General features: G+C 75.6%; 27 protein-coding genes. 5 read left to right on the plus strand and 22 right to left on the minus strand.

Annotation, left to right across the window (positions count from 1 at the left end):
* From ACYX4T_RS06590 to ACYX4T_RS06600, 3 genes are all read right to left on the minus strand, one after another.
* Entirely contained in the window at positions 1-804 is an 804-nt protein-coding gene (locus ACYX4T_RS06590; RefSeq protein ID WP_476013755.1) for a TIGR02234 family membrane protein, read from the minus strand.
* Entirely contained in the window at positions 801-2,486 is a 1,686-nt protein-coding gene (locus ACYX4T_RS06595; RefSeq protein ID WP_476013756.1) for an anthranilate synthase component I, read from the minus strand. The genes ACYX4T_RS06590 and ACYX4T_RS06595 overlap by 4 nt, the downstream gene beginning before the upstream one ends.
* Before the next feature lie 75 nt (positions 2,487-2,561).
* Positions 2,562-3,539 (minus strand): DMT family transporter, encoded by a 978-nt coding sequence (locus tag ACYX4T_RS06600; RefSeq protein ID WP_476013757.1) that lies wholly within the window; start codon positions 3,537-3,539, stop codon positions 2,562-2,564.
* A gap of 74 nt (positions 3,540-3,613) precedes the next feature.
* On the opposite strand from ACYX4T_RS06600, the gene ACYX4T_RS06605 reads away from it, so the two are divergent.
* Entirely contained in the window at positions 3,614-4,534 is a 921-nt protein-coding gene (locus ACYX4T_RS06605) for a LysR family transcriptional regulator (RefSeq protein ID WP_476013758.1), read from the plus strand.
* A 6-nt stretch (positions 4,535-4,540) separates the two neighbouring features.
* Here the strand turns inward: ACYX4T_RS06605 and hisI are convergent, their stop codons facing one another.
* The 11 genes from hisI to ACYX4T_RS06660 all read right to left on the minus strand — a co-directional run bounded on the left by hisI (position 4,541) and on the right by ACYX4T_RS06660 (position 11,728).
* Positions 4,541-4,894, minus strand: a complete 354-nt coding sequence (gene hisI, locus ACYX4T_RS06610) for a phosphoribosyl-AMP cyclohydrolase (RefSeq protein ID WP_476013759.1) — start codon at positions 4,892-4,894, stop codon at positions 4,541-4,543.
* Positions 4,891-5,664, minus strand: coding sequence for an imidazole glycerol phosphate synthase subunit HisF (gene hisF / locus ACYX4T_RS06615; RefSeq protein ID WP_476013760.1), 774 nt, complete (start codon positions 5,662-5,664; stop codon positions 4,891-4,893). Before hisF ends, hisI begins: the two co-directional genes overlap by 4 nt.
* 61 nt (positions 5,665-5,725) lie before the next feature.
* On the minus strand, positions 5,726-6,460 hold the full coding sequence (priA, locus tag ACYX4T_RS06620; RefSeq protein WP_476013761.1) for a bifunctional 1-(5-phosphoribosyl)-5-((5-phosphoribosylamino)methylideneamino)imidazole-4-carboxamide isomerase/phosphoribosylanthranilate isomerase PriA: 735 nt from the start codon (positions 6,458-6,460) through the stop codon (positions 5,726-5,728).
* Positions 6,461-6,497: 37 nt separating this feature from the next.
* Positions 6,498-7,724, minus strand: a complete 1,227-nt coding sequence (locus ACYX4T_RS06625; protein WP_476015204.1) for an RNA polymerase sigma factor — start codon at positions 7,722-7,724, stop codon at positions 6,498-6,500.
* A 65-nt stretch (positions 7,725-7,789) separates the two neighbouring features.
* Positions 7,790-8,212, minus strand: a complete 423-nt coding sequence (locus ACYX4T_RS06630; RefSeq protein WP_476013762.1) for a YciI family protein — start codon at positions 8,210-8,212, stop codon at positions 7,790-7,792.
* Positions 8,213-8,256: 44 nt separating this feature from the next.
* Complete coding sequence (locus ACYX4T_RS06635; protein ID WP_476013763.1) at positions 8,257-8,691, minus strand: YciI family protein; 435 nt, start codon at positions 8,689-8,691, stop codon at positions 8,257-8,259.
* Positions 8,692-8,813: 122 nt separating this feature from the next.
* Positions 8,814-9,488, minus strand: coding sequence for an imidazole glycerol phosphate synthase subunit HisH (gene hisH, locus ACYX4T_RS06640; RefSeq protein ID WP_476013764.1), 675 nt, complete (start codon positions 9,486-9,488; stop codon positions 8,814-8,816).
* The gene (locus ACYX4T_RS06645; protein WP_476013765.1) at positions 9,485-10,216 is read right to left on the minus strand and encodes a class I SAM-dependent DNA methyltransferase; all 732 of its coding nucleotides are present in this window, start codon (positions 10,214-10,216) and stop codon (positions 9,485-9,487) included. Before ACYX4T_RS06645 ends, hisH begins: the two co-directional genes overlap by 4 nt.
* Before the next feature lie 91 nt (positions 10,217-10,307).
* Positions 10,308-10,472, minus strand: a complete 165-nt coding sequence (locus ACYX4T_RS06650; RefSeq protein ID WP_476013766.1) for a hypothetical protein — start codon at positions 10,470-10,472, stop codon at positions 10,308-10,310.
* Positions 10,469-11,074, minus strand: coding sequence for an imidazoleglycerol-phosphate dehydratase HisB (gene hisB, locus ACYX4T_RS06655; RefSeq protein ID WP_476013767.1), 606 nt, complete (start codon positions 11,072-11,074; stop codon positions 10,469-10,471). Before hisB ends, ACYX4T_RS06650 begins: the two co-directional genes overlap by 4 nt.
* A 30-nt stretch (positions 11,075-11,104) precedes the next feature.
* Entirely contained in the window at positions 11,105-11,728 is a 624-nt protein-coding gene (locus ACYX4T_RS06660; protein ID WP_476013768.1) for a dihydrofolate reductase family protein, read from the minus strand.
* Between the two features lie 101 nt (positions 11,729-11,829).
* On the opposite strand from ACYX4T_RS06660, the gene ACYX4T_RS06665 reads away from it, so the two are divergent.
* The gene (locus ACYX4T_RS06665) at positions 11,830-12,330 is read left to right on the plus strand and encodes a winged helix-turn-helix transcriptional regulator (protein ID WP_476013769.1); all 501 of its coding nucleotides are present in this window, start codon (positions 11,830-11,832) and stop codon (positions 12,328-12,330) included.
* A 618-nt stretch (positions 12,331-12,948) separates the two neighbouring features.
* Here the strand turns inward: ACYX4T_RS06665 and ACYX4T_RS06670 are convergent.
* From ACYX4T_RS06670 to ACYX4T_RS06680, 3 genes are read right to left on the minus strand one after another with little or no spacing between them, the layout of a single operon-like run.
* A complete protein-coding gene (locus ACYX4T_RS06670) occupies positions 12,949-14,070 on the minus strand; it encodes a histidinol-phosphate transaminase (protein ID WP_476013770.1) in 1,122 nt (373 codons plus the stop codon).
* 2 nt (positions 14,071-14,072) lie between these two features.
* Positions 14,073-15,401 (minus strand): histidinol dehydrogenase, encoded by a 1,329-nt coding sequence (hisD, locus tag ACYX4T_RS06675; protein WP_476013771.1) that lies wholly within the window; start codon positions 15,399-15,401, stop codon positions 14,073-14,075.
* Between the two features lie 35 nt (positions 15,402-15,436).
* The gene (locus ACYX4T_RS06680) at positions 15,437-15,916 is read right to left on the minus strand and encodes a GtrA family protein (RefSeq protein WP_476013772.1); all 480 of its coding nucleotides are present in this window, start codon (positions 15,914-15,916) and stop codon (positions 15,437-15,439) included.
* Positions 15,917-16,063: 147 nt separating this feature from the next.
* Here ACYX4T_RS06680 and gndA point away from each other — a divergent pair, with 147 nt between their 5' ends.
* Complete coding sequence (gene gndA, locus ACYX4T_RS06685) at positions 16,064-17,500, plus strand: NADP-dependent phosphogluconate dehydrogenase (RefSeq protein ID WP_476013773.1); 1,437 nt, start codon at positions 16,064-16,066, stop codon at positions 17,498-17,500.
* 28 nt (positions 17,501-17,528) lie between these two features.
* Here the strand turns inward: gndA and ACYX4T_RS06690 are convergent, their stop codons facing one another.
* From ACYX4T_RS06690 to ACYX4T_RS06705, 4 genes are all read right to left on the minus strand, one after another.
* Entirely contained in the window at positions 17,529-18,203 is a 675-nt protein-coding gene (locus ACYX4T_RS06690) for a DedA family protein (protein ID WP_476013774.1), read from the minus strand.
* Between the two features lie 44 nt (positions 18,204-18,247).
* Positions 18,248-20,158, minus strand: a complete 1,911-nt coding sequence (typA, locus tag ACYX4T_RS06695; protein ID WP_476013775.1) for a translational GTPase TypA — start codon at positions 20,156-20,158, stop codon at positions 18,248-18,250.
* 40 nt (positions 20,159-20,198) lie between these two features.
* On the minus strand, positions 20,199-21,212 hold the full coding sequence (locus tag ACYX4T_RS06700; RefSeq protein ID WP_476013776.1) for an NAD(P)/FAD-dependent oxidoreductase: 1,014 nt from the start codon (positions 21,210-21,212) through the stop codon (positions 20,199-20,201).
* Positions 21,213-21,338: 126 nt separating this feature from the next.
* Positions 21,339-22,238, minus strand: a complete 900-nt coding sequence (locus tag ACYX4T_RS06705) for an SCO6745 family protein (protein ID WP_476013777.1) — start codon at positions 22,236-22,238, stop codon at positions 21,339-21,341.
* Between the two features lie 52 nt (positions 22,239-22,290).
* On the opposite strand from ACYX4T_RS06705, the gene ACYX4T_RS06710 reads away from it, so the two are divergent.
* Both ACYX4T_RS06710 and ACYX4T_RS06715 read left to right on the plus strand, forming a co-directional pair.
* The gene (locus ACYX4T_RS06710) at positions 22,291-23,121 is read left to right on the plus strand and encodes an esterase/lipase family protein (protein WP_476013778.1); all 831 of its coding nucleotides are present in this window, start codon (positions 22,291-22,293) and stop codon (positions 23,119-23,121) included.
* 78 nt (positions 23,122-23,199) lie between these two features.
* Complete coding sequence (locus tag ACYX4T_RS06715) at positions 23,200-24,930, plus strand: sensor histidine kinase (protein ID WP_476013779.1); 1,731 nt, start codon at positions 23,200-23,202, stop codon at positions 24,928-24,930.
* Here ACYX4T_RS06715 and ACYX4T_RS06720 read toward each other — a convergent pair.
* The gene (locus ACYX4T_RS06720; protein ID WP_476013780.1) at positions 24,816-25,247 is read right to left on the minus strand and encodes a response regulator; all 432 of its coding nucleotides are present in this window, start codon (positions 25,245-25,247) and stop codon (positions 24,816-24,818) included. The genes ACYX4T_RS06715 and ACYX4T_RS06720 overlap by 115 nt on opposite strands.
* Positions 25,248-25,250 lie beyond the last annotated feature (3 nt).

Raw genomic sequence — 25,250 nt, forward strand, 5'->3', positions numbered from 1 at the left:
TTAACCCGCCCCTCCTCCGGCCCTGCCCACCCCGTCGGAGGGTCCGGATCGCGTGCCGTCGGGCGGCGGTGGTCCCGGCTCGGGGGTGGGCTCGGGGATGGGCTCGGGGGTGAGCTCCCCGACGGCGTGGCCCGTGGGTCCGGGCACCGGATCGTCGGTCGCGTCCCGCCCCCGATCGTGCGCCAGGTCCTGTGCCCGTCCGCGGGCCGGCTCGCCGGTGGGGTCGCGTCCCTCGTCGAGGGCCTCCCACAGCGCGCGGTCCGGGTCGGCGGGACGCGGCCGCTCGGCCGCCGCACCGGGCGCGTCGTACCGCGCGCCCATCCGCGGCAGCACCGCGGCCCAGCGGACCGCCAGCAGCCCGGCGGCCAGCATGAGCAGCCCCCCGGCCAGCGCGAGCAGCGGGCCGCCGACGACCGCCTCGGCCGGCAGCGGCCGGTCGCCCGGACGCACCCCCAGCGGCAGGGCCTCGGTGGCGGGCGCGACCAGCCCGGTGGCCGCGCGCAGCACGGCCCAGAGCCCGGCGACGGCCACGAGCGTGCCGACGACCCGGCGTCCCCAGCCCGCCGTCGCGACGAGGCCACCGACCGCGGCGAGGCACAGCAGCGCCCACGGCACGAGGATCGGCTCGGCCGTCGCGCCGTCGGCCGTGCCGGTCCGCGGCCCCGGCACGCCCTCGACGACCTGGCTGACCCACGTCAGCCGCGACGCCCCCCACAGCACCGCCGCGGCCACCGCCAGCAGCACCGCGAGCATCCCGAGCAGGCGCCCGGGCGGGGCGGAGGGGCGGCGCGGGACGGCGGTCACGGCACGGCCGGCTCGGGGTCGCGACCGGGATCGGCGCTCGCGGCACGGTCGACCCGCTCGGCGTCGTCCCCCGCGGTCGCCGCGGCCGCGGTGTCGGGCGCGGCGACGGTGTCGGCGGCGGCGACGGCCGCGAGCACCGCGCGGGCCTTGTTGACGCACTCGGCGTCCTCGGCCACCGGGTCGGAGTCGGCGACGATGCCCCCGCCGGACTGCACGTAGGCCACACCGTCGCGCAGCAGGCCGGTGCGGATCGCGATGGCGGTGTCGGCGTCGCCGGCGAAGTCGAGGTAGCCGACGATGCCGCCGTAGAGGCCGCGCCGGGTGGGCTCGAGCTCGTCGATGATCTCGAGCGCCTTGGGCTTGGGCGCGCCGGACAGCGTGCCGGCCGGGAAGCAGGCGGCCACCGCGTCGAACGCCGTGCGTCCCGGCGCGAGCCGCCCGGTGACGGTGCTGACCAGGTGCATCACGTGGCTGTAGCGCTCGATCTCGAAGAAGCGCCGCACGGTCACCGTGCCCGGCACGCAGACCCGCCCGAGGTCGTTGCGCCCGAGGTCGACGAGCATGAGGTGCTCGGCGCGCTCCTTCTCGTCGGCGAGGAGGTCCTTCTCGAGGAGGGTGTCCTCCTCGGCGTCGGCACCGCGCCAGCGCGTCCCGGCGATCGGGTGGGTGGTGGCCACGCCGTCCCGGACCGTCACGAGCGCCTCGGGGCTCGACCCGACGATCTCGAACGGGCGACCCTCGGCGTCGGAGAGGCGCAGCAGGTACATGTACGGGCTGGGGTTGGTCATCCGCAGCACCCGGTAGACCTCCAGCGCGTCGGCCGCCGTGTCGGCCTCGAAGCGCTGGGAGAGCACCACCTGGAACGCGTCGCCGGCGCGGATGCGCTCCTTGGCGACCTCGATGGCCGCGTGGTGCTCCTCCGGCGAGCGGCGGCGCCGCACGGCGTCCGGGGCCGGGCGGGCGGCCGCCGACATCGTCGCCACGGTCGACGGGGCGGGCGCGGCGAGCTCGGCGGTCATGCGGTCGAGCCGGGCGATCGCGTCGTCGTACGCGGCGTCGGCGCGCTCGGGGCTGTCGTCCCAGTTCACCGCGTTGGCGATGAGCGTGACCGTGCCCTCGTGGTGGTCGAGCGCGGCGACGTCGGTGGCGAGCAGCATGACCGTCTCGGGGATGCGCAGGTCGTCGGCCGCGTGCTCGGGCACCCGCTCGAGGCGGCGCACCGCGTCGTAGCCGACGTAGCCGACGAGCCCCCCGGTGAGCGGCGGCAGCCCGGGCAGCGGGTCGGTGCGCAGGCGCTGGAGCGTCTCGCGCAGGACGGCCAGCGGGTCGTCCCAGGGCTCGCCGTCACCCGGGTCGTCCGGGCCGCCGGGCAGGCCCACCGGCACCTGGCCGGTCCAGGTGGCGCGCCCGCCGGTCTCGGTGAGCGTCGCGGCGCTGCGGGCGCCGACGAAGCTCCAGCGCGACCACGACTCGCCGTGGGCCGCGGACTCGAGCAGGAACGTGCCGGGGCGCCGCCCGGCGAGCTTGCGGTAGAGCCCGACCGGCGTCTCCCCGTCGGCCAGCAGCCGCCGCGTCACCGGGATGACGCGGTGGTGCGCGGCCAGCGCGTGGAACCCCGCCCGGTCGGGCGCGACCACGCCGAGAGGGGCGGCGGAGGGGGCGGACGCGGACACGGCCCTCATTGTGGCCCCCTCCCCCGACAGCCCCCGGCAACCGGGTCGGGGGCCGAGACGCGGCGAACGCGCTGTTCGCTGCTTCTACGCGCGCAATGTCCCCGTTGATCGCTCGCGCCGCCCCGGCGGCGGCGCGGCCCGGGTGCGGGCGGCAACGGCCACCGCGCCGAGCACCACCGCGCAGCCCAGGAGCTGCAGCACGCCGGGACGCTCGCCGAGGACCACGGCCCCGAGCAGCACCGCGCCGACGGGCTGGAGCAGCAGGATCGAGGCGCCGGTGGAGGACGGCAGGCGGGGCAGCGCCGACGCGATGAGCACCCAGCCGATCACCTGCCCGACGACGGCGAGCGCGAGGAGCCAGCCGAGCGCGGGCCAGCCGGGCGCGAGGTCGACGCCCTGCCAGAACGAGCCGATGAGGAAGGCCGTGGCGCCCGCGCCGACGGTGGCGATCGCGACCGGGGTGAACCGCTGGCCCGGGCCGGCCCCGAGCCGCACGAACAGCAGGTAGCCCGCGTAGGCGACGGCGGCGACGAGCGCGGTGACCGTGCCGCGCACCGGCGCCGACCCGACCACCGCCTCGCTCCCGCCGACCAGCCCGCCCGCCAGCGCGACGCCGACGAGCATGACCGGGACCGCGAGCACGAACGTCCGCCGCACCCGCTCGCCGAGGACGAGGAAGGCGAGCAGCGGCAGGATCACGACCTGGGCGTTGACGACGACCGTGGACACCCCGGCGCCGACGGAGCGCACCGACTCGGCCCACAGCGTCATGTCCAGCCCGAGCAGCACGCCGCCGAGCAGCAGCACGAACGGGCGGTTCCCCGTCGACGCCGCGGTGCGCCGCCGCCGGCGCCACTCGAGCAGCGCCAGGGGCACGAGCAGCGGCAGGGCCAGGGCGCAGCGGAAGAAGGTCGCGGTGCCCGGGCTCGTGCCCGCGAGCGCGATGAAGATCGGCGAGAACGCGATGCAGAGGCTCCCGGCCACGGCGACCAGCCGGGCGTCGACCCGGGGGGCGGGGACGGGATGCACGTCGGCGTCCGGGCGGGCCAGGGAGCGGGTCACGTCCTCGATGGTCGACGGCATGACCGTCAAGGACCAGCGATGTTTCCTGGCCCCGACCCGTTACGTTCGCTGATGTGTTCGCGCTCGACCGTCTCCGCGCCCTCGACGCGCTCGCGCGCCACGGCTCGATCGCCGGCGCCGCGGGCGCGCTGCACCTCACGCCGTCGGCGGTGTCCCAGCAGCTCGCCAAGCTCGAGCGTGAGGCCGGCGCGCCGCTGACCGAGCCGGCGGGGCGCGGCCTGCGCCTGACCCCGGCCGGGCGGATGCTCGCGGAGCACGCCACGGACATCCTCGCCCGCGTCGCGGCGGCCCGGCTCGACCTCGACCGGCTGCGCGACGAGGTGGTCGGCGAGCTGCGCATCGGCGCGATCCCGACCTCGGTGCACGCGCTCGCCCCGCCGACTCTGTCCCGGCTGCGCGCGGCGCACCCCGACCTGCGCGTGGCCCTCGCCGACGGGGAGGCCGAGCAGACGCTGCCGGCGGTGCTCGCGGGCGACCTCGACCTCGCCGTCGTCGAGAACTGGGACGGCCTGCCCGCGCCGATCCCGCCGGGCACCTCGCGGGCGCGGCTGTGCGAGGACGTCATCGACCTGCTGCTGCCCGGGGACCACCGCCTGGCGGGCCGGGGGCCGGTGGACCTCGGCGACGTCGACGACCTCGACTGGGTGGCCGACGGCGACGACAACCGCGCCGGCGCCTGGCTGGTGCACACGCTGCGCGCGGCCGGGCTCGAGCCGCGGGTGACGTGCCGGGTGCGGGGGTTCGGGATGCACATCGAGCTCGTCGCGGGCATCGGCGTCGCGGCGCTGGTCCCCCGCCTCGCGCGACCGCCGCTGCCGGCGAGCGTCGCCGTCGTCGCCACCGACCCGTGCCTGCGTCGCAGCATCGACGCGGTGTGGCGCACCGACCGCGACACCGCCGCCGTGCGCGCCGCGGTGGATGCGTTCCGGGCCGTCGCGGCCGAGCGGGACGCGGCGGTGGCCGCGGCGGGGTGAGCGCCCTCAGGCCTCGGCGGGCAGCAGCACGTCGGCGTCGAAGCAGGTGTGGTCGCCGGTGTGGCAGGCCGCGCCGGACTGGTCGACGAGCACCAGCACGGTGTCGCCGTCGCAGTCCAGGCGGACCTCGACGACCTTCTGCACGTGCCCCGACGTCGCGCCCTTGATCCAGAGCTCGCCGCGCGAGCGCGACCAGTAGGTGCCCTCGCGGGTGGCGATCGTGCGGGCCAGCGCCTCGTCGGACATCCACGCGACCATGAGGACCTCGCGGGTGTCGTACTGCTGGACCACCGCGCAGACCAGGCCGTCGGCGGTGCGCTTGAGACGGCCGGCGACAGCCGGGTCCAGCGCCGAGGTCACCGGACCTCCGCCCCGTCGCCGCGCAGCGCGTCCTTGACCTCGCCGATCCGCATGATCCCGAAGTGGAACACGCTCGCCGCGAGCACCGCGTCCGCCCCCGCCGCGACCGCCGGCGCGAAGTGCTCGACCGCGCCCGCGCCGCCGCTGGCGATCACGGGGACGTCGACGAGCGCGCGCACCTTCGCGAGCATCTCCAGGTCGAACCCGGCCTTCGTCCCGTCGGCGTCCATGGAGTTGAGCAGGATCTCCCCGACGCCGAGCTCCTGGCCGCGCTGGGCCCACTCGAGGGCGTCGATCCCGGTGCCGCGACGCCCGCCGTGCGTGGTGACCTCGAAGCCCGACGGCGTCGGCTGACCGTCCGCGGGCACGCGCCGGGCGTCGACGGACAGGACGATGCACTGCGAGCCGTAGCGCCGGCTGGCCTCGCCGAGAAAGTCGGGGCGGGCGATGGCGGCGGTGTTGATGCCGACCTTGTCCGCGCCGGCGCGCAGCAGCTTGTCGATGTCGTCGTTCGTCCGCACCCCGCCGCCGACGGTGAGCGGGATGAAGACCTGCTCGGCGGTGCGGCGCACGACGTCGTAGGTGGTCTCGCGCTCGCCGGACGACGCGCTGACGTCGAGGAAGGTGAGCTCGTCGGCGCCCTCGGCGTCGTAGAGCCGGGCCATCTCGACGGGGTCGCCGGCGTCGCGGAGGTCCACGAAGTTGACGCCCTTGACCACCCTGCCCGCATCCACGTCCAGGCAGGGGATCACGCGAACGGCAACACCCATGGCATCCAGCCTAACCGCGCTCGATGTGAGCACTTTCCTGCCCTATAGGGCAGGAAAGTGCTCACGTACGGGTCAGGGCCAGCGCGTCGGCGAGGGTGAAGTTGCCGTGGTAGAGCGCCTTGCCGACGATCGCGCCCTCGACGCCGATCGGGGCCAGGGCGTCGAGCGCGCGCAGGTCGTCGAGCGACGACACGCCGCCCGAGGCCACCACGGGTCGGTCGGTGCGCGCGCACACGGCCTCGAGCAGCTCGGTGTTCGGGCCGGTCAGGGTGCCGTCGCGGCCGACGTCGGTGACGACGTACCGCGCGCAGCCCTCGGCGTCGAGGCGGGCGAGCACGCTCCACAGGTCGCCGCCGTCGGAGACCCACCCGCGCGCGGCGAGCCGGTGCCGCCCCTCGCTGATCTTGACGTCGAGCCCGACCGCGACCCGGTCTCCGAACTCGGCGATCGCCTGCGCGCACCACGCCGGGTCCTCGAGCGCCGCGGTGCCGATGTTCACGCGCTCGCAACCCGTGGCGAGCGCCCGGCGCAGCGAGCCGTCGTCGCGGATGCCGCCGGAGAGCTCCACCTTGATGTCGACCTGCTCGACCACCGACGCCAGCAGCTCGGCGTTCGAGCCGCGGCCGAACGCGGCGTCGAGGTCGACGAGGTGCAGCCACTCCGCGCCCTCGGCGGCCCAGGCGCGCGCCGCGTCGAGGGGGTCGCCGTAGCCGGTCTCGGTGCCGGCCACGCCCTGGACGAGCCGGACCGCCTGGCCGTCCACGACGTCCACGGCGGGGAGCAGGTCGATGGTCACGGCGCGCGATCGTAGCCGTGGCCGGTCCGGGGGTGGCTCACGTGGCTCGGGTGCCGGCGAGCGCCGACCGCCGCCGCTCCAGCAGCTCCCGCTCGGCGACCGTCCGGACGAGCTCCAGGGCCCGGTCCAGCTCGGCGACGGCCTCGTCGACGCGGCCCAGGGTGGCCAGCATGTCGGCGCGCACCGCGGGCAGCAGGTGGTAGCCCGCGAGGGCCGGGTCGTCGGCCAGCGGCGCCAGCACCGCGAGGCCCGCCGCCGGCCCCTCCGCGCGCGCCACCGCCACGGCGCGGTTCAACTCGACCACCGGCGAGGGGGCCAGCGCGGCGAGCTCGGCGTAGAGCGCGGCGATCGCGGCCCAGTCGGTGTCGTCGGTGGACCGCGCGCGGGCGTGGCAGGCGGCGATCGCGGCCTGCAGCGTGTACCGCCCGCGCGGCACCGTCTGCTCGGCCCGGGCGAGCGCCGCGAGCCCCCGCCCGATGAGCATCCGGTCCCACTGCGCGCGGTCCTGGTCGCCCAGCAGGATCGGCTCCCCCGACGGGCCGACGCGCGCCCGCAGCCGCGAGGCCTGCAGTTCCATCAGCGCGACGAGGCCGTGCACCTCGGGCTCGCCGGGGCTGCGCGCCGCCAGCACCCGGCCCAGCCGCATCGCCTCCACGCACAGGGCGGGGCGGGTCCAGTCGACGCCGGTCGTCGCCGCGTAGCCCTCGTTGAACACCAGGTAGATCACCTCGAGCACGGCGCCGAGGCGGGCGCTCAGCTCGTCGCCGACCGGCACCTCGAGGGCCTCGGGACCCACGCCGGCCAGGCGCTTCTTCGCGCGGGAGATGCGCTGCCCGATCGTCGGCGACGGGACGAGGAACGCGTGGGCGATCTCGTCGGTGGTCAGGCCGCCGAACAGCCGCAGGGTCAGCGCCACCCGGGACTCGCGCGCCACCGCCGGGTGGCAGGTGGCGAACAGCAGCGCGAGGACCTCGTCACCGACGGCCGCCGCCCCGTCGCCGACCGCCGCGTCCGCCCCCGGCGCCACGCCCGACTCCCCCGCCTCGAGGATCCCCGTCTTGCGGGCGAGCGTCTGCTCCCGGCGGATCGCGTCGATCGCCCGCCGCCGGGCCGTGGCCGCGAGCCACGCGCCCGGGTTGTCGGGCACGCCCCCGGCGGGCCACTGCTCCATGGCCGCGACGAGGGCGTCGTGGGCGAGCTCCTCCGCGCGGCCGACGTCGCGCACCACGCGCGCGACGCCGGCCACGATGCGCGCCGACTCCATCCGCCACACCGTCTCCAGGACGCCGAAGGGATCGGGACGGGCGGGGTCCACGGTCGCGGAGGTGGTCACCCGTGCTGCTGGGCCTGCCGGGCGCGCAGCTCCTCCTCGGCGTCGAGGACCTCCTGCGGGGCGATGCCCTCGAAGTCCTCGGCCTCGGCGACCTTGCGCACCTCGATGCGCTCGCCCTGGCGGAACGGCGCCCGGCGCGCCCACGACACGGCGTCCTCGAGCGAGTCGACCTGCAGGATCCAGAAGCCGCCGACCAGCTCCTTGGCCTCGGCGAACGGGCCGTCGGTGACGGTGGGCTCCTCGCCGTCGAACGCGACGAGCGCACCCCTGGCGCTGGGCAGCAGGCCCTCGCCGGCGACGAGCACGCCGGCGTCGACCATCGCGGTGTTGAAGGTGCCCATCTCCTCGAACACGGCGGGGTCGGGCGGCGTCTCCGCCTGCGCGGCCTCGTCGTACTTGAGCAGCAGCATGAAGCGCATCTCGGTCCTCCTGGGTGTCGTCGGAGAGCTCGGGTGGGCGGGGGTCAGACCTGCTCGCGCTCGGACAGGCGCCGGCGCAGTGTGGCCTCGGCGTCGAGCACCTCGGCGGGGGCGATGTCGGAGAGGTCGGCCAGCTCGGCGATCCGCCGGACCTCGAGACGCACGCCCGGCCCGATCGGGCAGCGCCGGGCCCACTGGACGGCCTCCTCGCGCGAGGCGACCTCGAGGATCCAAAATCCCGCGACGAGCTCCTTGGCCTCGGTGAACGGGCCGTCGGTGACGGACGGGGCCTCGCCGTCGTGGGTGACGACGAACCCGTCGGCGCTGGGCGCGAGGCCCTCGGCCGCGAGCAGGACGCCCGCGTCGACGAGGTCGGTGTTGTACCGGCCCATGGCCTCGAAGGCCTCCTCGGCCGGCGGGGCGTCGGGACCGCCCAACGCCATGGACTCCGGGGCCGACATGATCAGCATGTAGCGCATCGGGCTCTCCTCGCGGATCGTCGGCGAGGCTCTCCCCCGCCGCTCACCCGGGCGTCGAACGGGGCGGACCGCCTTCGACACCGGCCGCGGGAATTTCTACCGCAGACGTCTACCGCAGGCGTCTACCGCAGCGCGCCCAGCCAGTTCGAGAGCAGCTGCGCCCCGGCCTCCCCGGACTTCTCGGGGTGGAACTGGGTGGCCGACAGCGGCCCGTTCTCGACGGCCGCGACGAAGTCCTCGCCGTGGTGGGCCCAGGTCACCATCGCCGGGCGGAAGTGCTCCGGCGCCTCCTGCTCCCAGCGGCGCACGCCGAAGGAGTGCACGAAGTAGAAGCGGGTGTCGGGCGTCATGCCGTCGAAGAGGACACTGCCCTCGGGGGCGCTGACGGTGTTCCACCCCATGTGGGGCAGCACGTCGGCGCGGATCTTCTCGACGGTGCCGGGCCACTGGCCGGCGCCGGCGGCCTCCTCGCCGAACTCGACGCCGCGCTCGAAGAGCACCTGCATGCCCACGCAGATGCCGAGCACCGGACGTCCCCCGGCCAGGCGCTGCTCGATCAGCCGCTCGCCGTGGACCGAGCGCAGACCCGCCGCGCACGCCGCGAACGCCCCGACGCCGGGGACGACCAGCCCGTCGGCCGCCAGGGCCGCGCGCCCGTCCGCGGTGACCTCCACCTCGGCGCCCACGTGCTCGAGCGCCCGCTCGGCGGAGCGCAGGTTGCCCGACCCGTAGTCGAGGACGACAACGCGCGGGGTGCGCGAGGGCGGGCGGGGGACGGTGGTGGCGGGCGAGCTCACGCTCGCCAGGCTACCGAGCGTCCCGGGCCGGGGACCTCGCGCGCGGTGAGCACCACGAGCCGCCCGGGACCGGTGGCGTCGTCGGTGGTGTCGAGGTCGGCGAGGTCGGCGAGGTCGGTGTCGTCGGCGGGCCGGACGTGACCGCCGTCGACGAGCCGCCGCACCGCCGCCTCGTACGGCCCCGCGGCCCAGACCTCCTCGGCGGCCGCGATCACGAGCAGCCCCCCGGGACGCAGCACGCGCACGAGGCCGCCGAGCGCGGGCGGGCCGAGGTGGCCGGGTCCGAGCGCACCGACGCAGGTGACGACGCCGAACTTGGCGGCGGCGCCCGGCACCTCGCGCCGCAGGTCGGCGGGCCCGAGATCGTGGTAGACGCGGCGCCGGCGGGCCCGCCGGATCATCGCCGGGGACAGGTCGAGCCCGTCGACCGACCGGAAGCCGCGCGCCGCGAGCGCCGCCCCGACGAGCCCGGTGCCGCACGCCGCGTCGAGGACGTCGGTCTCGGGACGCACGAGCGATGCGACCCGCTCCGCGACCCGCTCGGGCGACGGGTAGCCGAGGAGGGCCGCGACGTCCTCGTCGTCGTAGGTCGGGGCCCAGTCGTCGTAGATCCGGCGGACGGTGGCGGCGTCGGCCTCGTCGTCGAGGGCCGCGAGCTCGGCGATCCGCGCCGCGGTGGCGGGCGACGGGGGCGGGACCGGGGGTGAACCGTGCCCCCGAGCGTCCACGGCGCCTCCTGAGATGCTGACTGCGCGAGGATTGTCCCCGTTGCCGGCCGTCGCCACCCCCCGGAATCCGGGGCGTGGCTCGGGGATCGTGTCAGGCCGGGAGCAGGCGCAGGACCGCCGCGCCGAGGGCCAGGGCCGCGAGCACCCCGAGGATCACCGCCGCGACCCGGTTGCGCGGCCAGAAGCTGACGACGCCGCCGATGAGGAACCCGCTCAGGGCGAGCAGCCCGACGACGAGCACGCTGCCCGAGCTCACGACTCCAGGACGCCCTTGGTCGACGCCGGGCCCTCGAGGCGCGCGTCGGGCTCGCCGGCCGCGCGCAGCGCACGGGCGACGGCCTTGTACTCGGCCTCGGTGATGTGGTGGGGGTCGCGCCCGCCGGTGACCCGCACGTGCAGGGCGATGCCGGCGTGGAAGGCGATCGACTCGAAGACGTGCCGGTTGAGCACCGTCGGGTAGTTCCCGCCGACGACGAACCCGGCCATCGACTCGGGCTCCCCGGTGTGCACGCAGTAGGGCCGACCGGAGACGTCGACGACGGCCTGCGCGAGCGCCTCGTCCATCGGGATCCAGGCGTCGCCGAAGCGGCGGATGCCCGACTTGTCGCCGAGGGCCTGCTTGAGCGCCTGGCCCAGCACGATCGCGACGTCCTCGACGGTGTGGTGGGCGTCGACCTCGACGTCGCCGGAGGCCCGGACCACGAGGTCGAGCGCGCCGTGCTTGCCCAGCGCGTCGAGCATGTGGTCGAAGAACGGCACCCCGGTGGCGACCTCGGTGCGGCCCGTGCCGTCGAGGTCGACCTCGACGAGCACGCTCGACTCCTTGGTCACGCGCTCCACGCGTCCCGTGCGACTCACGGGTTCCAGGGTACGGATCGGCCCGCCGTGCTACCGCCGCACCACCCGGGCGTGGACCGCGCCGCTCTCGCCCGGGACCAGCGCGTCGACCCGGTAGCCGGCAGGCAGCTCGTGCAGGCCCTCGAAGAGCCGCTCCCCCGCGCCGGCGAGGATCGGTGCGACGACGAGGTTCAGCTCGTCGACGAGGCCCTCGGCGAGGAACGCCCGCACGGTCGCGACGCCGCCGCCGAGGCGGACGTCCTTCCCGCCGGCGGCCTCGGTCGCGCGGTCCAGGACCTCCCTCGGCGTGGCCTCCAGGAAGTGGAACGTGGTGCCGCCGTCCATCGGCAGCGACGGCCGCACGTGGTGGGTCAGGACGAACACGTCGTGGTGATACGGCGGGTCCTCGCCCCACCAGCCGCGCCAGCTCTCGTCGGGCCACTCCCCGCGCACCGGGCCGAACATGTTCCGCCCCATGATCGTCGCCCCGATGTTCTCGTCCCCCGCCCGGAACGCGGCGCCGTCGACGCCGGTCCCCTCGCCGCGGAAGCTCGGCATCATCCAGTCGTGCAGCCCCTCGACGCCGTCGCCGAACGGGGCGTCGAGCCGCTGGTCGGTCCCCGTGCCGAAGCCGTCGAGGGTGATCGTGAACGCGTGCACGCGCAGTCGGGCCATGGTGTTCTCCTCGGGATAGTGATTGCAGTTTGCAATCGGTGGCCGAGAAGCTAATGGAGTGCAGTGGTAAAGTGCAACCACTTCTCACTTCGGAGGTCGCTATGCGGCAGGACGGACGGTCGGGCTGCCCGATCAACCGAGCGGTCGAGGCGCTCGGCGACCACTGGACGCTCCTCGTGCTGCGCGACATCACCTTCGGCGGCAAGCGGCACTTCCGCGAGATCCTCGCGGGCTCCGAGGAGGGCATCGCCTCGAACATCCTCGCCGACCGGCTCCACCGCCTCGTCGACGACGGGATGCTCACCCGCGACGACCCGGGCCGCGGCCGCCGCGCGACCTACAGCCTCACCGAGGCCTCCATCCAGCTGATCCCGGTCTTCGTCGCCCTCGGGTCCTGGGGCCTGCGCCACCGCGAGACCACCGAGGAGCTCGCCGTGCGCGCCGAGCTGCTCGAGGCCGGCGGGCCCGCGATGTGGGAGGACTTCATGGCCGAGCTGCGCGTGACCCACCTCGGCGCGCCGGCCCCGCCCCACCCCCGCGAGCCGGTGGTCGAGCGCCTCCGGGCCGCGCGCGAGGCGGCCCGGGACGCGGCGGCGAGCTGACCCTCGCTCGGCCCGAGTACGCCGCCCGGGAGCTCTGGCCAAGATCGCGTCGAGGACGACGGCGTCGACCTCGCCGCCCAGCGGCACGACCGGGGTCACCACGAGGCCCGGGGAGCGAGGTCTCGACGCAATCAGGCGCACAGCTCCGCGGAGGGCGACCGGGCTGACCCTGGAGATCGGTCGAGTCGCCCTACGCCGACGCTGACGCGGCCTCAGCGGCCATCGCGGCGGACGACGACCACGGCGTCGCGGAAGCTATGCCCATGATCGCGTCGAGACCGACACACCCTCCGGAGCAGCCAGCGGCGGTCTCAACGCGATCTTGGGCATAGCTCCGCCGAGGGTGACTGAGCTGACCGGGGCGACCGATCGGGTCGCCCGACGCCGACGCCGACGCCAGCCGCGACGGCCGACGAGGGCCGAGAAGGGCCGCGAGGGCCGCGAGGGCCGCGAGGGCCGCGAGGGCCGCGAGGGCCGCCGGCTACCACGGCGGCGGCGCCAACCACGGCCGCCGACACGCTCATCGGGGCTGCGGGCCGTGTTCTCGACGCGATTTTGTGCATAGCTCTTGAGAGCACAGTCGCCGACCCCGAAGGGCGCAGGGATCGGCCGGACCCCTCAGCCCCGCATGACGTCCGCGCTGACCTCGAGGAAGCGGTCGTTCTCCCCCGGCGTCCCGACCGTCACGCGCAGCATCCCGGGGATGCCGACGTCACGGACCAGGACGCCGGCGTCGAGGTAGGCCTGCCACGCCGCATGGGCGTCCGCGTGCCGCGCCGGGAACCCGCCGTAGAGCAGGAAGTTCGCGGTGCTCTCCACGACGTGGGCGCCGAGGTCGGCCAGGGCCGCGGCGACGCGGTCGCGCTCCCGGGACAGGGTCGCCACCAGCGCCAGGGTCTCGTCGGCGTGCTCGAGGGCGGCGAGCGCGGCGGCCTGGGTGAGCGCCGAGAGGTGGTAGGGCAGGCGCACGAGCATCAGCGCCTCGATCACCGCCGGCGCCGCCGCGAGGTAGCCCAGCCGCCCGCCGGCGAACGCGAATGCCTTGGACATCGTGCGGCTGACGACGAGCTTGTGCCCCAGCGGCTCGAGCAGCTCGACCGCCGAGGGCCCCGACGAGAACTCGACGTACGCCTCGTCGACCACCACGAGACCCGGCGCCGCCTCGGCGATCGCGCGCAGCTCGTCGAGCGGGGTCGACTGGCCGGTGGGGTTGTTCGGCGTGGTCACGAACAGGACATCGGGCCGCTTCTCCCGCACGACGTCGACGGCCTGGGCCGCGTCGAGGGAGAAGTCGTCGCGGCGCGGGGCCGGCAGCCACTCCGTGCGCGTGCCCGCCGCGAGGACGGGGTGCATCGAGTACGACGGCTCGAAGCCCAGCGCGAGGCGCCCGGGCCCGCCGAAGGCCTGCAGCAGCTGCTGGAGCACCTCGTTCGACCCGTTCGCGGCCCACAGGTTCTCGGTGGCGAGGCGCACGCCCGTCGCCCGCGTCAGGTAGGCGGCGAGCGCCGAGCGCAGGGCGACGTGGTCGCGGTCGGGGTAGCGGTGCAGCGTCGCGGCCGCCTCGCGGGTCGCCGCGGCCACCCTGTCGACGAGGGCGGGCGGCGGCGGGAACGGGTTCTCGTTGGTGTTGAGCGCGACCGGGACCTGCAGCTGCGGAGCGCCGTAGGGGCTGCGGCCGCGCAGGTCGTCGCGCAGCGGGAGGTCGTCGAGCACGACCCCGTCGCCGATGACGTCGGACATCCTCAGCGGTCCTTCCGGCGGCCGAACCGGGCGGTGACGGCCTGGCCGTGTGCGGGCAGGTCCTCGGCGTCGGCGAGGGCGACGACGCGGTCGGCGACCTCGGCGAGCGCGTCCGCGGAGTAGTCGACGACGTGGATGCCGCGCAGGAACGTCTGCACCGACAGGCCGCTGGAGTGCCGGGCGCAGCCGCCGGTGGGCAGCACGTGGTTGGAGCCCGCGCAGTAGTCGCCGAGCGAGACCGGGCTGTGCGGGCCGACGAACACCGCGCCGGCGTTGCGCACCCGTGCGGCCACCGCGCGGGCGTCGTCGGTCTGGATCTCGAGGTGCTCGGCGGCGTAGGCGTCGACCACCCGCAGCCCGTCCTCGACCGACGCCACGAGGATCGTCCCCGACTGCGGGCCCGACAGCGCCGTGGTGATCCGCTCGCTGTGCTTGGTGGTGGCCACCTGGGCGGCGAGCTCGGCGTCCACGGCTTCGGCGAGCTCCGGCGAGGTCGTGACCAGCACCGACGCGGCCGCCGGGTCGTGCTCGGCCTGGCTGACGAGGTCGGCGGCGACGTGGACCGGGTCGGCGGTGTGGTCGGCGAGGACCGCGATCTCGGTGGTGCCCGCCTCCGAGTCGATCCCGATGCGCCCGCGCAGCACCCGCTTGGCGGCGGTGACGTAGACGTTGCCCGGGCCGGTCACCATGTCGACGGGTTCGAGCGCGCCACCGTCGGTGTCGACCCCGCCGTACGCGAGCAGCGCCACCGCCTGGGCGCCGCCGACCGCCCACACCTCGTCGACGCCGAGCAGCGCCGCCGCGGCGAGGACGAGCGGGTGCGGGCGTCCGCCGAACTCGGCCTGGGGCGGCGAGCACACGACCAGCCCCTCGACGCCCGCCTCCTGGGCCGGCACCACGTTCATGACGACGCTCGAGGGGTAGACCGCGAGCCCGCCCGGCGCGTACAGCCCGACCCGGGCCACCGGCACCCAGCGCTCGGTGACCGTGCCCCCGGGCACCACCTGCGTGGTGCTGTCGGTACGCCGCTGGTCGGCGTGGACCGTCCGCGCGCGCTCGATCGACGTCTCCAGCGCCGCGCGGACCTCGGGGTCGACGCCGTCGAGGGCCTCGCGCAGCGCCGCCGCCGGCACGCGCACCGACCCCGGGCGCACCCGATCGAACCGCTCGGCGTACTCCAGCGCCGCGTCGGCCCCGCGCTCGCGCACGGCGTCGATCACCGGGCGCACCCGCTCGACCACGGCGTCCACGTCGACCGCGGCCCGCGGCAGCATCGACCGCAGCTCGGCGGGGGCGGGGACGGCGGCGCGCAGGTCGATCCGGGACAGCACGACCCCAGCGTAGCCAGGACCGCCGATGCCCCCGTTCAGGTGCGGGCCGGGGAGCCCGGCCGCCCGAACACCACCCACCGCATCGCGGAGTACATGAACACCGCCTCGCACATCCCGGCCGCGAGGCGGGCGAGCTGGTAGGGCGTGCCGGCGGCGGTGAGCACCTGGGTCACGCCCAGCACGATCGCCGCGTAGTTGACGACCACGACGGCGACGAAGAACACGACCTGGACGCCGACGGGCCGCTCCGGGTCGAAGGTGAGCCACCGGTTGAGCAGGAAGCTCAGCGTGAAGGCCGTGCCGTACGCGATCGTGACGGCGAGCCACAGGGGCAGGCGCAGGAGGTCGACGAGCAGCGTCAGCAGCAGGAGGTCGACGGCGAAGGTGAAGCCGTTGACCAGGCAGAACCCGACCATGCTCGGCGCGACGAGGCGGCCCAGCGGTCCCGGCAGGACCGCGACGAGGCCGGCGCAGGTCCGGCGGAAGCGCGCCTGCGCGCCCGGGGGCTCCGTCACGCCCGCCATCAGAGCGGCCCGGCCACAGCACCCGCCGGGGCTGCGCGGACGGCCGGATGACGGTCCGGTGAACTCCCGCGACAGCCCACGTCGTCGATCGGGACAGGCCCTGGTGTGACGGACGGTCGGGTGGGCACTCTGCACCGCGTGAGTGCGAAAGCCGAGATCGGCGTCAGCGGCCTGGCCACGATGGGGCGCAACCTCGCCCGCAACCTCGCCCGGCACGGGCACGTGGTGGCGGTGCACAACCGCAGCGCGCAGCGCATGCGGGACCTCGTCGAGAACTTCTCCGACGAGGGCACCTTCGTCGGCGCGGAGTCGGCGCAGGAGTTCGTCGACGCCCTGGAGCGCCCGCGCCGGATCGTGCTCATGGTCCCGGCGGGCGCGGCGACCGACGCGGTGATCGACGAGTTCGTCCCGCTGCTCGAGCAGGGCGACGTCGTCATCGACGCCGGCAACGCCCACTTCCTCGACACCCGCCGCCGCGAGAAGGCCCTGTCGGAGAAGGGCCTGAACTTCGTCGGGATGGGCGTGTCCGGCGGCGAGGAGGGCGCCCTCAACGGCCCCTCGATCATGCCGGGCGGGCCGAAGGAGGCCTACGACGCGCTCGGGCCGCTGCTCGAGGACATCTCGGCCAAGGTGGACGGCGAGCCCTGCTGCACGCACATCGGGGCCGACGGCGCGGGCCACTTCGTGAAGATGGTGCACAACGGCATCGAGTACGCCGACATGCAGCTCATCGCCGAGGCCTACGACCTGCTGCGCAAGGGGCTCGGGATGGAGCCGTCGGCGATCGCCGACGTGTTCCGGCAGTGGAACTCCGGACGTCTCGACTCCTACCTCATGGAGATCTCCTCCGAGGTGCTCGACCACGTCGACGCCGACACCGGCAAGCCGTTCGTCGACGTCGTCGCCGACGAGGCCGAGCAGAAGGGCACCGGGCGCTGGACGGTGCAGGGCGCGCTGGAGCTCGGCGTGCCGGTGACGGGCATCGGCGAGGCCGTGTTCGCGCGCTCGCTGTCCGGGCACCGCGACCTGCGCGAGGCCGCCCGCGACCTCCCGGGACCCGGCGGGGTCCTCGAGGGCGCCGGCGCCGAGGGCTTCGCCGAGGACATCGAGCAGGCGCTCTACGCCTCGAAGATCGTCGCCTACGCCCAGGGGTTCAACCAGATCCAGGCGGGTGCCGAGGAGTACGACTGGACGATCGACCTCGGCGCCGTGGCCTCCATCTGGCGCGGCGGCTGCATCATCCGCGCGCGGTTCCTCGACGAGATCACCGCGGCCTACCGCCGCGACCCCGCCCTGCCCACGCTGCTGACCGACACCTCGTTCTCCGAGGCCCTCGCGGGCGCGCAGGACGCCTGGCGGCGGGTCGTGGCCGTCGCCGCACAGCTCGCGATCCCGGCGCCCGGGTTCTCGACGGCGCTGGCCTACTACGACGCCCTGCGCGCCTCGCGCCTGCCCGCCGCCCTCATCCAGGGGCAGCGCGACTTCTTCGGCGCGCACACCTACCGGCGCACCGACCGCGAGGGCACCTTCCACACCCGCTGGGCCGAGGAGGGCCGCCCGCAGGAGGAGCGCTGACCGCGTGATCGACCGCCCGGGGCGCGGCTCAGCGGTCCGGGCGGTCGATCAGCTCGGTGGGGGCGTTCATCGCCTTCACCTTCCGGCGGTGGCGCCGGTAGCGCTTGACCAGCATGAACACGACGAGCGCGGCGAGCAGCACCAGCACGACCACCTGGAACACGCCCGAGTACCGCTCCACGAGGTACCAGCGCGTGCCCAGGGCGTAGCCCCCGTACACGAACACGCTGTTCCAGATCAGGCTGCCCAGGGCCGTGAGCAGCCCGAACTCCCACCACCGCATCCGCCGGGCGCCGGCGGGCAGCGACACCAGGCTGCGGACGCCGGGCACCATGCGCCCCAGGAACACCGCCCACCGGCCGTGCCGGTCGAACCAGCCCTCGGCCCGCCGGACGTCCTCGACGTGCACCATCGGGATCCTCGACAGCGCCTGGCGCACCCGGTGCTCCGGCGCGAGCATGCCGACGAGGTAGAGCGCGACCGCCCCGACCACGGAGCCGCCGGTGGTCCACGCGATCGCCGAGAGCACCGAGAACTCACCGCGGCCAGCGGCGAACCCGGCGAGCGGGAGGATCACCTCGCTCGGGATCGGCGGGAAGACGTTCTCCAGCGCGACGAGGAGCCCGGCCCCGGGCGCCCCGAACGTGGACAGGAGATCGGTGGCCCACCCGGCGAGCCCGCCTCCACCGGGGGCGGCGGGCACCCCCTGCATCATCGTCCACCGCGCGGTCACGCCGTCGGGTCCGATCAGCTCGGCTGCTTGGCGCGGTTGCGCGCCTTGTGCCGCTCCTGGGCGTCGAGGATGACCTTGCGGATGCGGACCGCGCCCGGCGTGACCTCGACGCACTCGTCCTCGGAGCAGAACTCCAGCGATTGCTCGAGCGACAGGATGCGCGGCGGGGTGAGGCGCTCGAGGACGTCCTGCGAGGACTGGCGCATGTTGGTCAGCTTCTTCTCGCGGACGATGTTGACCTCCATGTCCTCCGAGCGGTTGTTCTCCCCGACGACCATGCCGGCGTAGACCGGCGTGGTGGGACCGACGAAGAGGTCGCCGCGGTCGGCGAGCAGCCCGACGGCGTGGCCGGTCACCGCTCCGGCGCGGTCGGCGATGAGCGAGCCGGAGATGCGGGCGCGCAGCTCGCCGACCCAGGGGCCGTAGCCGTCGAAGAGCTGGTTGGCGATGCCGGTGCCGCGGGTCTCGGTGAGGAACTCCGTGCGGAAGCCGATGAGCCCGCGCGAGGGCACCCGGAACTCCATCCGGACCTGGCCGGACGCCGAGTGCGCCATCTCGAGCATCTCGCCCTTGCGGGCGGCGAGGAGCTGGGTGACCGCGCCGAGGTGCTCGTCGGGCACGTCCACCGACAGGCGCTCGAACGGCTCGTGGATCTTGCCGTCGACCCGCCTGGTGACGACCTCGGGCTTGCCGACGGTGAGCTCGAAGCCCTCCCGGCGCATCTGCTCGACGAGGATCGCCAGCGCGAGCTCCCCGCGGCCCTGGACCTCCCAGGCGTCGGGGCGCTCGGTGGGCAGGACGCGCATCGAGACGTTGCCGACGAGCTCGGCGTCGAGGCGGTTCTTCACCAGTCGGGCGGTGAGCTTCGTGCCCGGCTTCGGATCCCGCCCGGCCAGCGGCGAGGTGTTGATGCCGATGGTCATGGCGATCGCCGGCTCGTCGACGGTGATGCGCGGCAGCGGGCGCGGGTCCTCGGGGTCGGCGAGCGTGTCGCCGATCGTGACCTCGGCGATCCCGGCGACGGCGACGATGTCGCCCGCGTCGGCGTACTCGGTGGACACCCGCTCGAGGGCCTCGGTGCGCAGCAGCTCGGTGACCTTGACGCGGGTGACCGACCCGTCGGCACGGCACCAGCCGACCTGCTGGCCGCGGCGGATGCGCCCCGAGCGCACGCGGCAGAGCGCGATGCGGCCGAGGTACGACGAGGCGTCGAGGTTGGTGACGTGGGCCTGCAGCGGGCCGTCCGGGTCGTCGGTGGGGGCCGGGACCTGGTCCATGAGGATGTCGAACAGCGGCTGGAGGTCCGGCGAGTCCGGCACGGTGCCGTCGGCGGGACGCTCGGTCGACGCCTTGCCCGCGCGGGCACTGGCGTAGACCACGGGCAGGTCGAGGAGGTTCGCGACGACCTCGTCGTCGAGGCCGAGGTCGGTGGCCAGCTCGAGGAGCAGCTCGAGGGACTCGTCGACGACCTCGGCGCACCGCGCGTCGGCCCGGTCGGTCTTGTTGACGACCAGGATCACCGGCAGGTGGGCCGCGAGCGCCTTGCGCAGCACGAAGCGCGTCTGGGGCAGCGGGCCCTCGCTGGCGTCCACGAGCAGCACCACGCCGTCGACCATCGACAGCCCGCGCTCGACCTCGCCGCCGAAGTCGGCGTGCCCGGGGGTGTCGATCACGTTGATCGTCACGCCGTCGCGGCGGACCGCCGTGTTCTTGGCGAGGATCGTGATGCCCTTCTCGCGCTCGAGGTCGCCGGAGTCCATGACCCGGTCGACCAGCTCGGCGCGCGCGGAGAAGGCGCCGGACTGGCGCAGCATGGCGTCCACCAGCGTCGTCTTGCCGTGGTCGACGTGCGCGACGATGGCCACGTTGCGCAGGTCGACGCGCCCGGTGGTGGGCTCGGGACGCTCGGGGGCGGTGACGGACACGCAGGAACTCCAGCCGGAGGGGGTTGACGTCCCCTCCAGGTTACGGGGCGTGATCCCCTTCACCGGCGGGTACCGGGGTGTCCCCCACCACGTCGGCCGCGACGAGCTCGCCGATGCGGGGCGCGAGCTTCGCCAGGTTGTCGCCCCACACGACGTGCACGGCGCCCTCGCGCGCCCGGTGCACACCGTCGCCGGCGCCCCGCATCGGGGTGCAGCGCAGCTCCTCGACCGGGGTCGGGTCGAGCTGCGGGAGGTGGCGCCGGACGTGGTCGACGACGGCGGCGCGCGAGCGGCGGGCGACCTCGTGCGCGCCGAGCTCCCAGGCGGTGTCGGCGTCGGGCAGGTGCCCGCCGACCGCCCAGTGCCCGGCCCGGGTGCGGTGCTGGTAGGTGCTCGCGAGCGGCCCGTCCTCCCGGCCGTCGAGGTGGCACGGGCGGTCTGCGGGCCCGGCGAAGGTGAAGCGGGTGTGGTGCTCCAGCCCGGCCGGCACGTCGATCCCGAGCGGTCCGACGAGGGCGGGCGTGCCGGTCCCGGCGGCCACGACGACGGCGTCGGCGTCGATCGGGCCGTCGGCGGTGTGCACCGTGGCGTCGGCGTCGACCCCGTCGACCCCGGCCCGCTCCGGCCCGACCGCGGCGACGAGGAACGCCCCGGCCGCGGCGAGGTCGAGCACCCCGCCCGCGGGGTCGTGCAGCACGCCGTCCACCACCCGGTGGACCGCCCCCGCCGCGGTCATGGCCGCCGACCACGCCGGCACGCGCGGCCCGCTGACGATCACGCGGTCGCCGCCGACGAACGTGCGGCCGGCCGTCGTCGACCAGTCGTCCCACAGCTCGGAGGCGCGCCGGGCCTGCGCGACGAGGTCCGGGTCGCCGTGCGCCACCCGGAAGATCCTCGTGTCGCCGGCGGAGCGCGCCCCCATCGGCGCGCCCACGTCGAGGCAGCGCACCGTGGCGCCCGCCCCGACGAGGGTGTACGCCGTCGCCAGCCCGACGATCCCCGCCCCGACCACCGTGACCCGCACCGGCACCCCTCCCGACCCCGAGACCGGCATCAGGGTGCACCTCGATCCGCGGCGCCGCCGTCCGGAGGCTTCGTGGTGATCAGCAGGCCGAAACGCACCTCGTGGACCCTCACGGCGGTGCCTTTCGACCTGCTGATCATGTGAACCGGCGCGGCGTCAGCCCTTCGGGGCGCGGGGCGAGCCCGGGGCGAAGACGCCCTCGACGGCGAAGGCCGGCAGCACGGCCTTCGACAGCGGCCGGGAGGTCTCGGCGAGCTCCGCCGTCCCCTCGGGGCCGAGGTGGCGCCAGGGGCCGAGGGACATGCGCGTGGTGTGGTCCTCGACCTCCGCGCGCAGCGCCGTCCCGGCCTCGGTGAGCGCGCCGTCGCCGTCGAGCAGGCCGCGCTCGGCGAGGCCGGCGCTCGCGTCGGCCCACTGCTCGGGCGACCAGCCGCGGTTGCGCTGCGCGAACTCGACGGTGAAGCCGCGCCCCGTGGCGACGTGGGTGATGAGGGCCTCGAGGCCGGAGAGGCCCGCGGAGACCAGCGCGTGCAGGTGGGCGTCGCCCCGGTGCTCGCGCAGCAGCGTCACCCCGTGCCACAGCGCGAGGTGGGGCTCCTCGGGCCAGGGCAGGTCGGCGTGCGCGGCGTGCAGCGGGCGGTCCTCCGGGGTCGCGCCCTCGCAGGCCTTCCGCAGGAGCTCCGACGCGCGGGTGACGGCCGGCGAGGAGACGGCGTCGCCGAGCAGCCGGCGCAGGGCGCGGTCGGCGGCCCGCAGCCGGGCGTTGACGATGTCGGCGGGCGCGGCGAGCGACCACACGCCGGGCACCGACCGCGCCACGCGCGCGGGGTTGAAGTTGAAGAACGTCGCGGTGACGACGCCCGGCCCGACCGGGCCCATCGGCGCCGCGCGTTGCGCGAAGTACTGGTCCGCGCCGCGGGTGAGGCCCAGCTCGGCGAGCTCCTCGCCCACCTCGGGCACGAAGTAGATCATCGAGTGGAGGGGTTCGAGGCGCTGCGCGAGCGCGGCGGCGTCGGCGGGGGCAGTGGTCGGGTCGGGGGTGCTGGGAGCGGCCACGCGATCACCGTCTCACGGCGGGGGCCACCCCGTCCCGGGCACACTGGGAGCCATGGCGTCCTGGCCCGCGCGGGCTCCGCTCGGTGGGCTGGCCCCGCGCCGGCGCGCCTTCGTGCTCGCCCTGCTCGCGCTCCTGGCCGTGGTCGCGGTGCTGATCGGGGTCGGGGTGGCGCGCGAGTTCCGCGTCCCGCCGCCCGCCGACCCGGACGTGCCCGGCGCCGTGGTGCTCGTGCCCGGCTACGGCGGCAACCGGGCGGCGTTCCTCGGGCTCACCGAGCGTCTGCGGGCCGAGGGCCGGCGGGCGGTGATCGTCGAGCTGCCCTCCGGCGGCACCGGCGACCTCGTCTCCCAGGGCGCCGCGATCGACGACACCGTGCGCGAGCTCCTCGACGACGGCGCCCCGTCCGTCGACGTCGTCGGCTACTCGGCGGGCGGGGTCGCGACGCGGGTCTACCTCGACCGCGGCCGCACCGCCCCCGCCGTCCGCCGGGTGGTGACGCTCGGGTCGCCGCTGCGGGGCGCCGAGCTCGCGGCGGCCGGCGGGGCGCTCGTGCCCGGCGCGTGCCCCCGTGCCTGCCAGCAGCTCGCCCCGGGCAGCGCCCTGCTCACGGGCCTCGCCACCGCGCCGGCCGGCGTGCCCTGGCTCTCGCTGTGGAGCGCCGACGACGAGACCGTCACGCCGCCCGACTCGGCCGAGCTGCCCGGCACCGACGCCGTGCGCCTCCAGGACGTGTGCTCCGACGCCGTCGTCACCCACTCCCGCCTGCCCACCGATCCGCTGTCGGTGGGCCTGGTCCTGCGCGCGCTGGGCACCGGTCCCCTGCCCACGGCCGACGAGGAGCAGTGCGACGACCTGCGCGCCGAGGGCCGTTCCGGCACCTGAGCATCCGGGCCGGTTACCGGTGGGTCAGCTTCCGAACGGCGGCTGGGAGGGCGGCGGACGCCGACCGACGATGGGCGGATGCCGCTCCAGGCCGTCCTCGCGCGGGCCCTCCCCCGCGCCCCGCTCGCGCTGCGCCACGGACTGGTGTTCCTGGTGGCGGGCGCGGGGTACGCGGCGGGGGCGCTCCTCGCGCTGTCGTGGTTCAACCCCAACGGCATCGGTCCCTCGTTCTTCCCCGCCGCCGGGTGGACCGTGGCGCTGCTGTGCGTGTTCGGCCGCCGGTGGTGGCCCGCGGTGCTGGCCGGCGCCGCGGCCGCCGAGGTCACCGTCAACCTGGTCGCGGGGCTGTCGGTGGCCGCCGCGGTGGGGTTCGCGGTGGCCAACACCGTGGAGCCGGCGCTCGGGGCGACGCTCACCCGCCTCCGCGCCGGCGGCCGCCCGGACCTCAGCCGCCAGCGCGACCTGGCCGGTTTCGTGGTCGGCGCCGCCGTGGTGGCACCGCTGGCCGGCGCGCTGATCGGCGCCCTCGTCGACGGCCTCGTCGGCGCGGGCCGGCCGTGGCACGCGTTCGTGGCGCGGTGGTGGCTCGGCGACGGGCTGGCCGTGCTCGTCGTCGGCACCGCGGTCGTCGCCGTCCTGACCCTGCCCTGGAGCCGCCGGGTCGTGCTGGCGACCGCGGCCGCGGCCGTCGCCGCCGTCGCCGTCACGGCCGTCCTGTTCTGGTCGCAGACCCTGGTCCTGGTCTTCCTGCCGACGCTGCTGCTGATGTGGGTCGCGCTGCGGCTCGGCGTCGGCGCGGTCGCGGTGGTCGGCCTGGGGACCGCGCTGACCGCCGCGCAGGGCGAGGCCGCGGGCCTCGGGTTCTCCATGACGCTCGGCGTGCCCCCGGGGGTCAGCCACGTCTACCTGCAGATGCTGCTCGCGGTGCTGCTCCTCGCGGTGCTGCTCCTCGCCGTCCAGGTCGACGAGCAGGTCCGCGCGAAGGTCGCGGCCGAGGTCGCCGCGCGCCGCAGCGCCGACCTCGCGGCCTGGAACGCGGAGCTGGAACGGAGCAACGCCGAGCTCGACATGTTCGCGTACGCCGCCTCCCACGACCTGCGCGAGCCGCTGCGGGCGATCGCCCAGACCGCGGGCTTCGTCCTGGAGGACGCGGGCGACCTCGACGACGAGTCGACCCATCGCCTGCGGTCGATCGGCCTGCTCGCGATCCGCATGGACGAGCTGCTCGACTCGCTGCTGCGCTACTCACAGGTCGGGCGCGGCGAGCTCGAACCCGTGACGGTGGACCTGGACGGGGTGCTCGACGAGGTCGCCGCGCTGCTCGCCGAACGCTGCCGCGAGGCGGGGGTCGAGCTGCGGCGAACGGGCCGCCTGCCGGTGGTGCGGGGCGACCGCGTCCAGCTCGGCGAGGTGCTGACGAACCTCGTCGTCAACGCGATCAAGTACGCGGACGACGAGCCCCGGTGGGTGGCGATCGGCCCCGGGCCCCTGCCCGATGGGTCGGCCGCGACCGACTGCGCGGTGTACGTCCGCGACAACGGCGTCGGGATCCCGCCCGGGCGACGCGAGGACGTCTTCGCGCCCTTCCAGCGCCTGCATCCCGGACGGGCCCGCGGTCTCGGCATGGGGCTCGCCATCTCCCGCCGGATCGTCGAGCGTCACGGCGGGCGGATGGGCGTCGAGAGCACCCCGGGTCAGGGCAGCTCGTTCTGGTTCACCGTGCCGTCCGTCGAGCTGCCGAGCCAGCAGGAGAAGATCCCCCGCAGCACGACCTGGAACATGGCCAGGTCCACCGGCTTGAACACGTAGCTGTTGGCGCCCGCCCGGTAGCAGGCCTCGATGTCCCGCGGATGGGTCGACGACGTCAGCACCACCACGGGGAGCTCCTCGAGCCGGGACCGTCGGCGCACCGTCGACAGCACCCCGTGGCCGTCCAGACCCGGGACGTGGAGGTCGAGCAGGACGAGGGCGGGCCGCTCGCCCTCCTCGTCGGCCAGGCGCTCGAGGGCCGACGTGCCGTCGCCGACACACTCCAGCCGGGCCTCGGGGTGCGCCCGGGCCAGCGTCCGGCGGACCGCCTCGACGTCCTGCGGAGAGTCCTCGACCAGCAGCACGAGCGCGCCCATCCG

It is taken from the genome of Actinomycetospora sp. ABD4_176 (assembly GCF_056311855.1).

Coding starts and splice junctions, on each gene's coding strand:
- ACYX4T_RS06720 (WP_476013780.1), bottom strand. CDS start 25,247: ATGGGCGCGCTCGTGCTGCTGGTCGAGGACTCTCCGCAGGACGTCGAG.
- ACYX4T_RS06665 (WP_476013769.1), top strand. CDS start 11,830: ATGCGGCAGGACGGACGGTCGGGCTGCCCGATCAACCGAGCGGTCGAG.
- ACYX4T_RS06700 (WP_476013776.1), bottom strand. CDS start 21,212: ATGCCGGTCTCGGGGTCGGGAGGGGTGCCGGTGCGGGTCACGGTGGTC.
- ACYX4T_RS06635 (WP_476013763.1), bottom strand. CDS start 8,691: ATGCGCTACATGCTGATCATGTCGGCCCCGGAGTCCATGGCGTTGGGC.
- ACYX4T_RS06715 (WP_476013779.1), top strand. CDS start 23,200: ATGCCGCTCCAGGCCGTCCTCGCGCGGGCCCTCCCCCGCGCCCCGCTC.
- ACYX4T_RS06625 (WP_476015204.1), bottom strand. CDS start 7,724: ATGGAGTCGGCGCGCATCGTGGCCGGCGTCGCGCGCGTGGTGCGCGAC.
- ACYX4T_RS06630 (WP_476013762.1), bottom strand. CDS start 8,212: ATGCGCTTCATGCTGCTGCTCAAGTACGACGAGGCCGCGCAGGCGGAG.
- ACYX4T_RS06660 (WP_476013768.1), bottom strand. CDS start 11,728: ATGGCCCGACTGCGCGTGCACGCGTTCACGATCACCCTCGACGGCTTC.
- ACYX4T_RS06595 (WP_476013756.1), bottom strand. CDS start 2,486: ATGAGGGCCGTGTCCGCGTCCGCCCCCTCCGCCGCCCCTCTCGGCGTG.
- ACYX4T_RS06670 (WP_476013770.1), bottom strand. CDS start 14,070: ATGTCCGACGTCATCGGCGACGGGGTCGTGCTCGACGACCTCCCGCTG.
- ACYX4T_RS06710 (WP_476013778.1), top strand. CDS start 22,291: ATGGCGTCCTGGCCCGCGCGGGCTCCGCTCGGTGGGCTGGCCCCGCGC.
- hisF (WP_476013760.1), bottom strand. CDS start 5,664: ATGGGTGTTGCCGTTCGCGTGATCCCCTGCCTGGACGTGGATGCGGGC.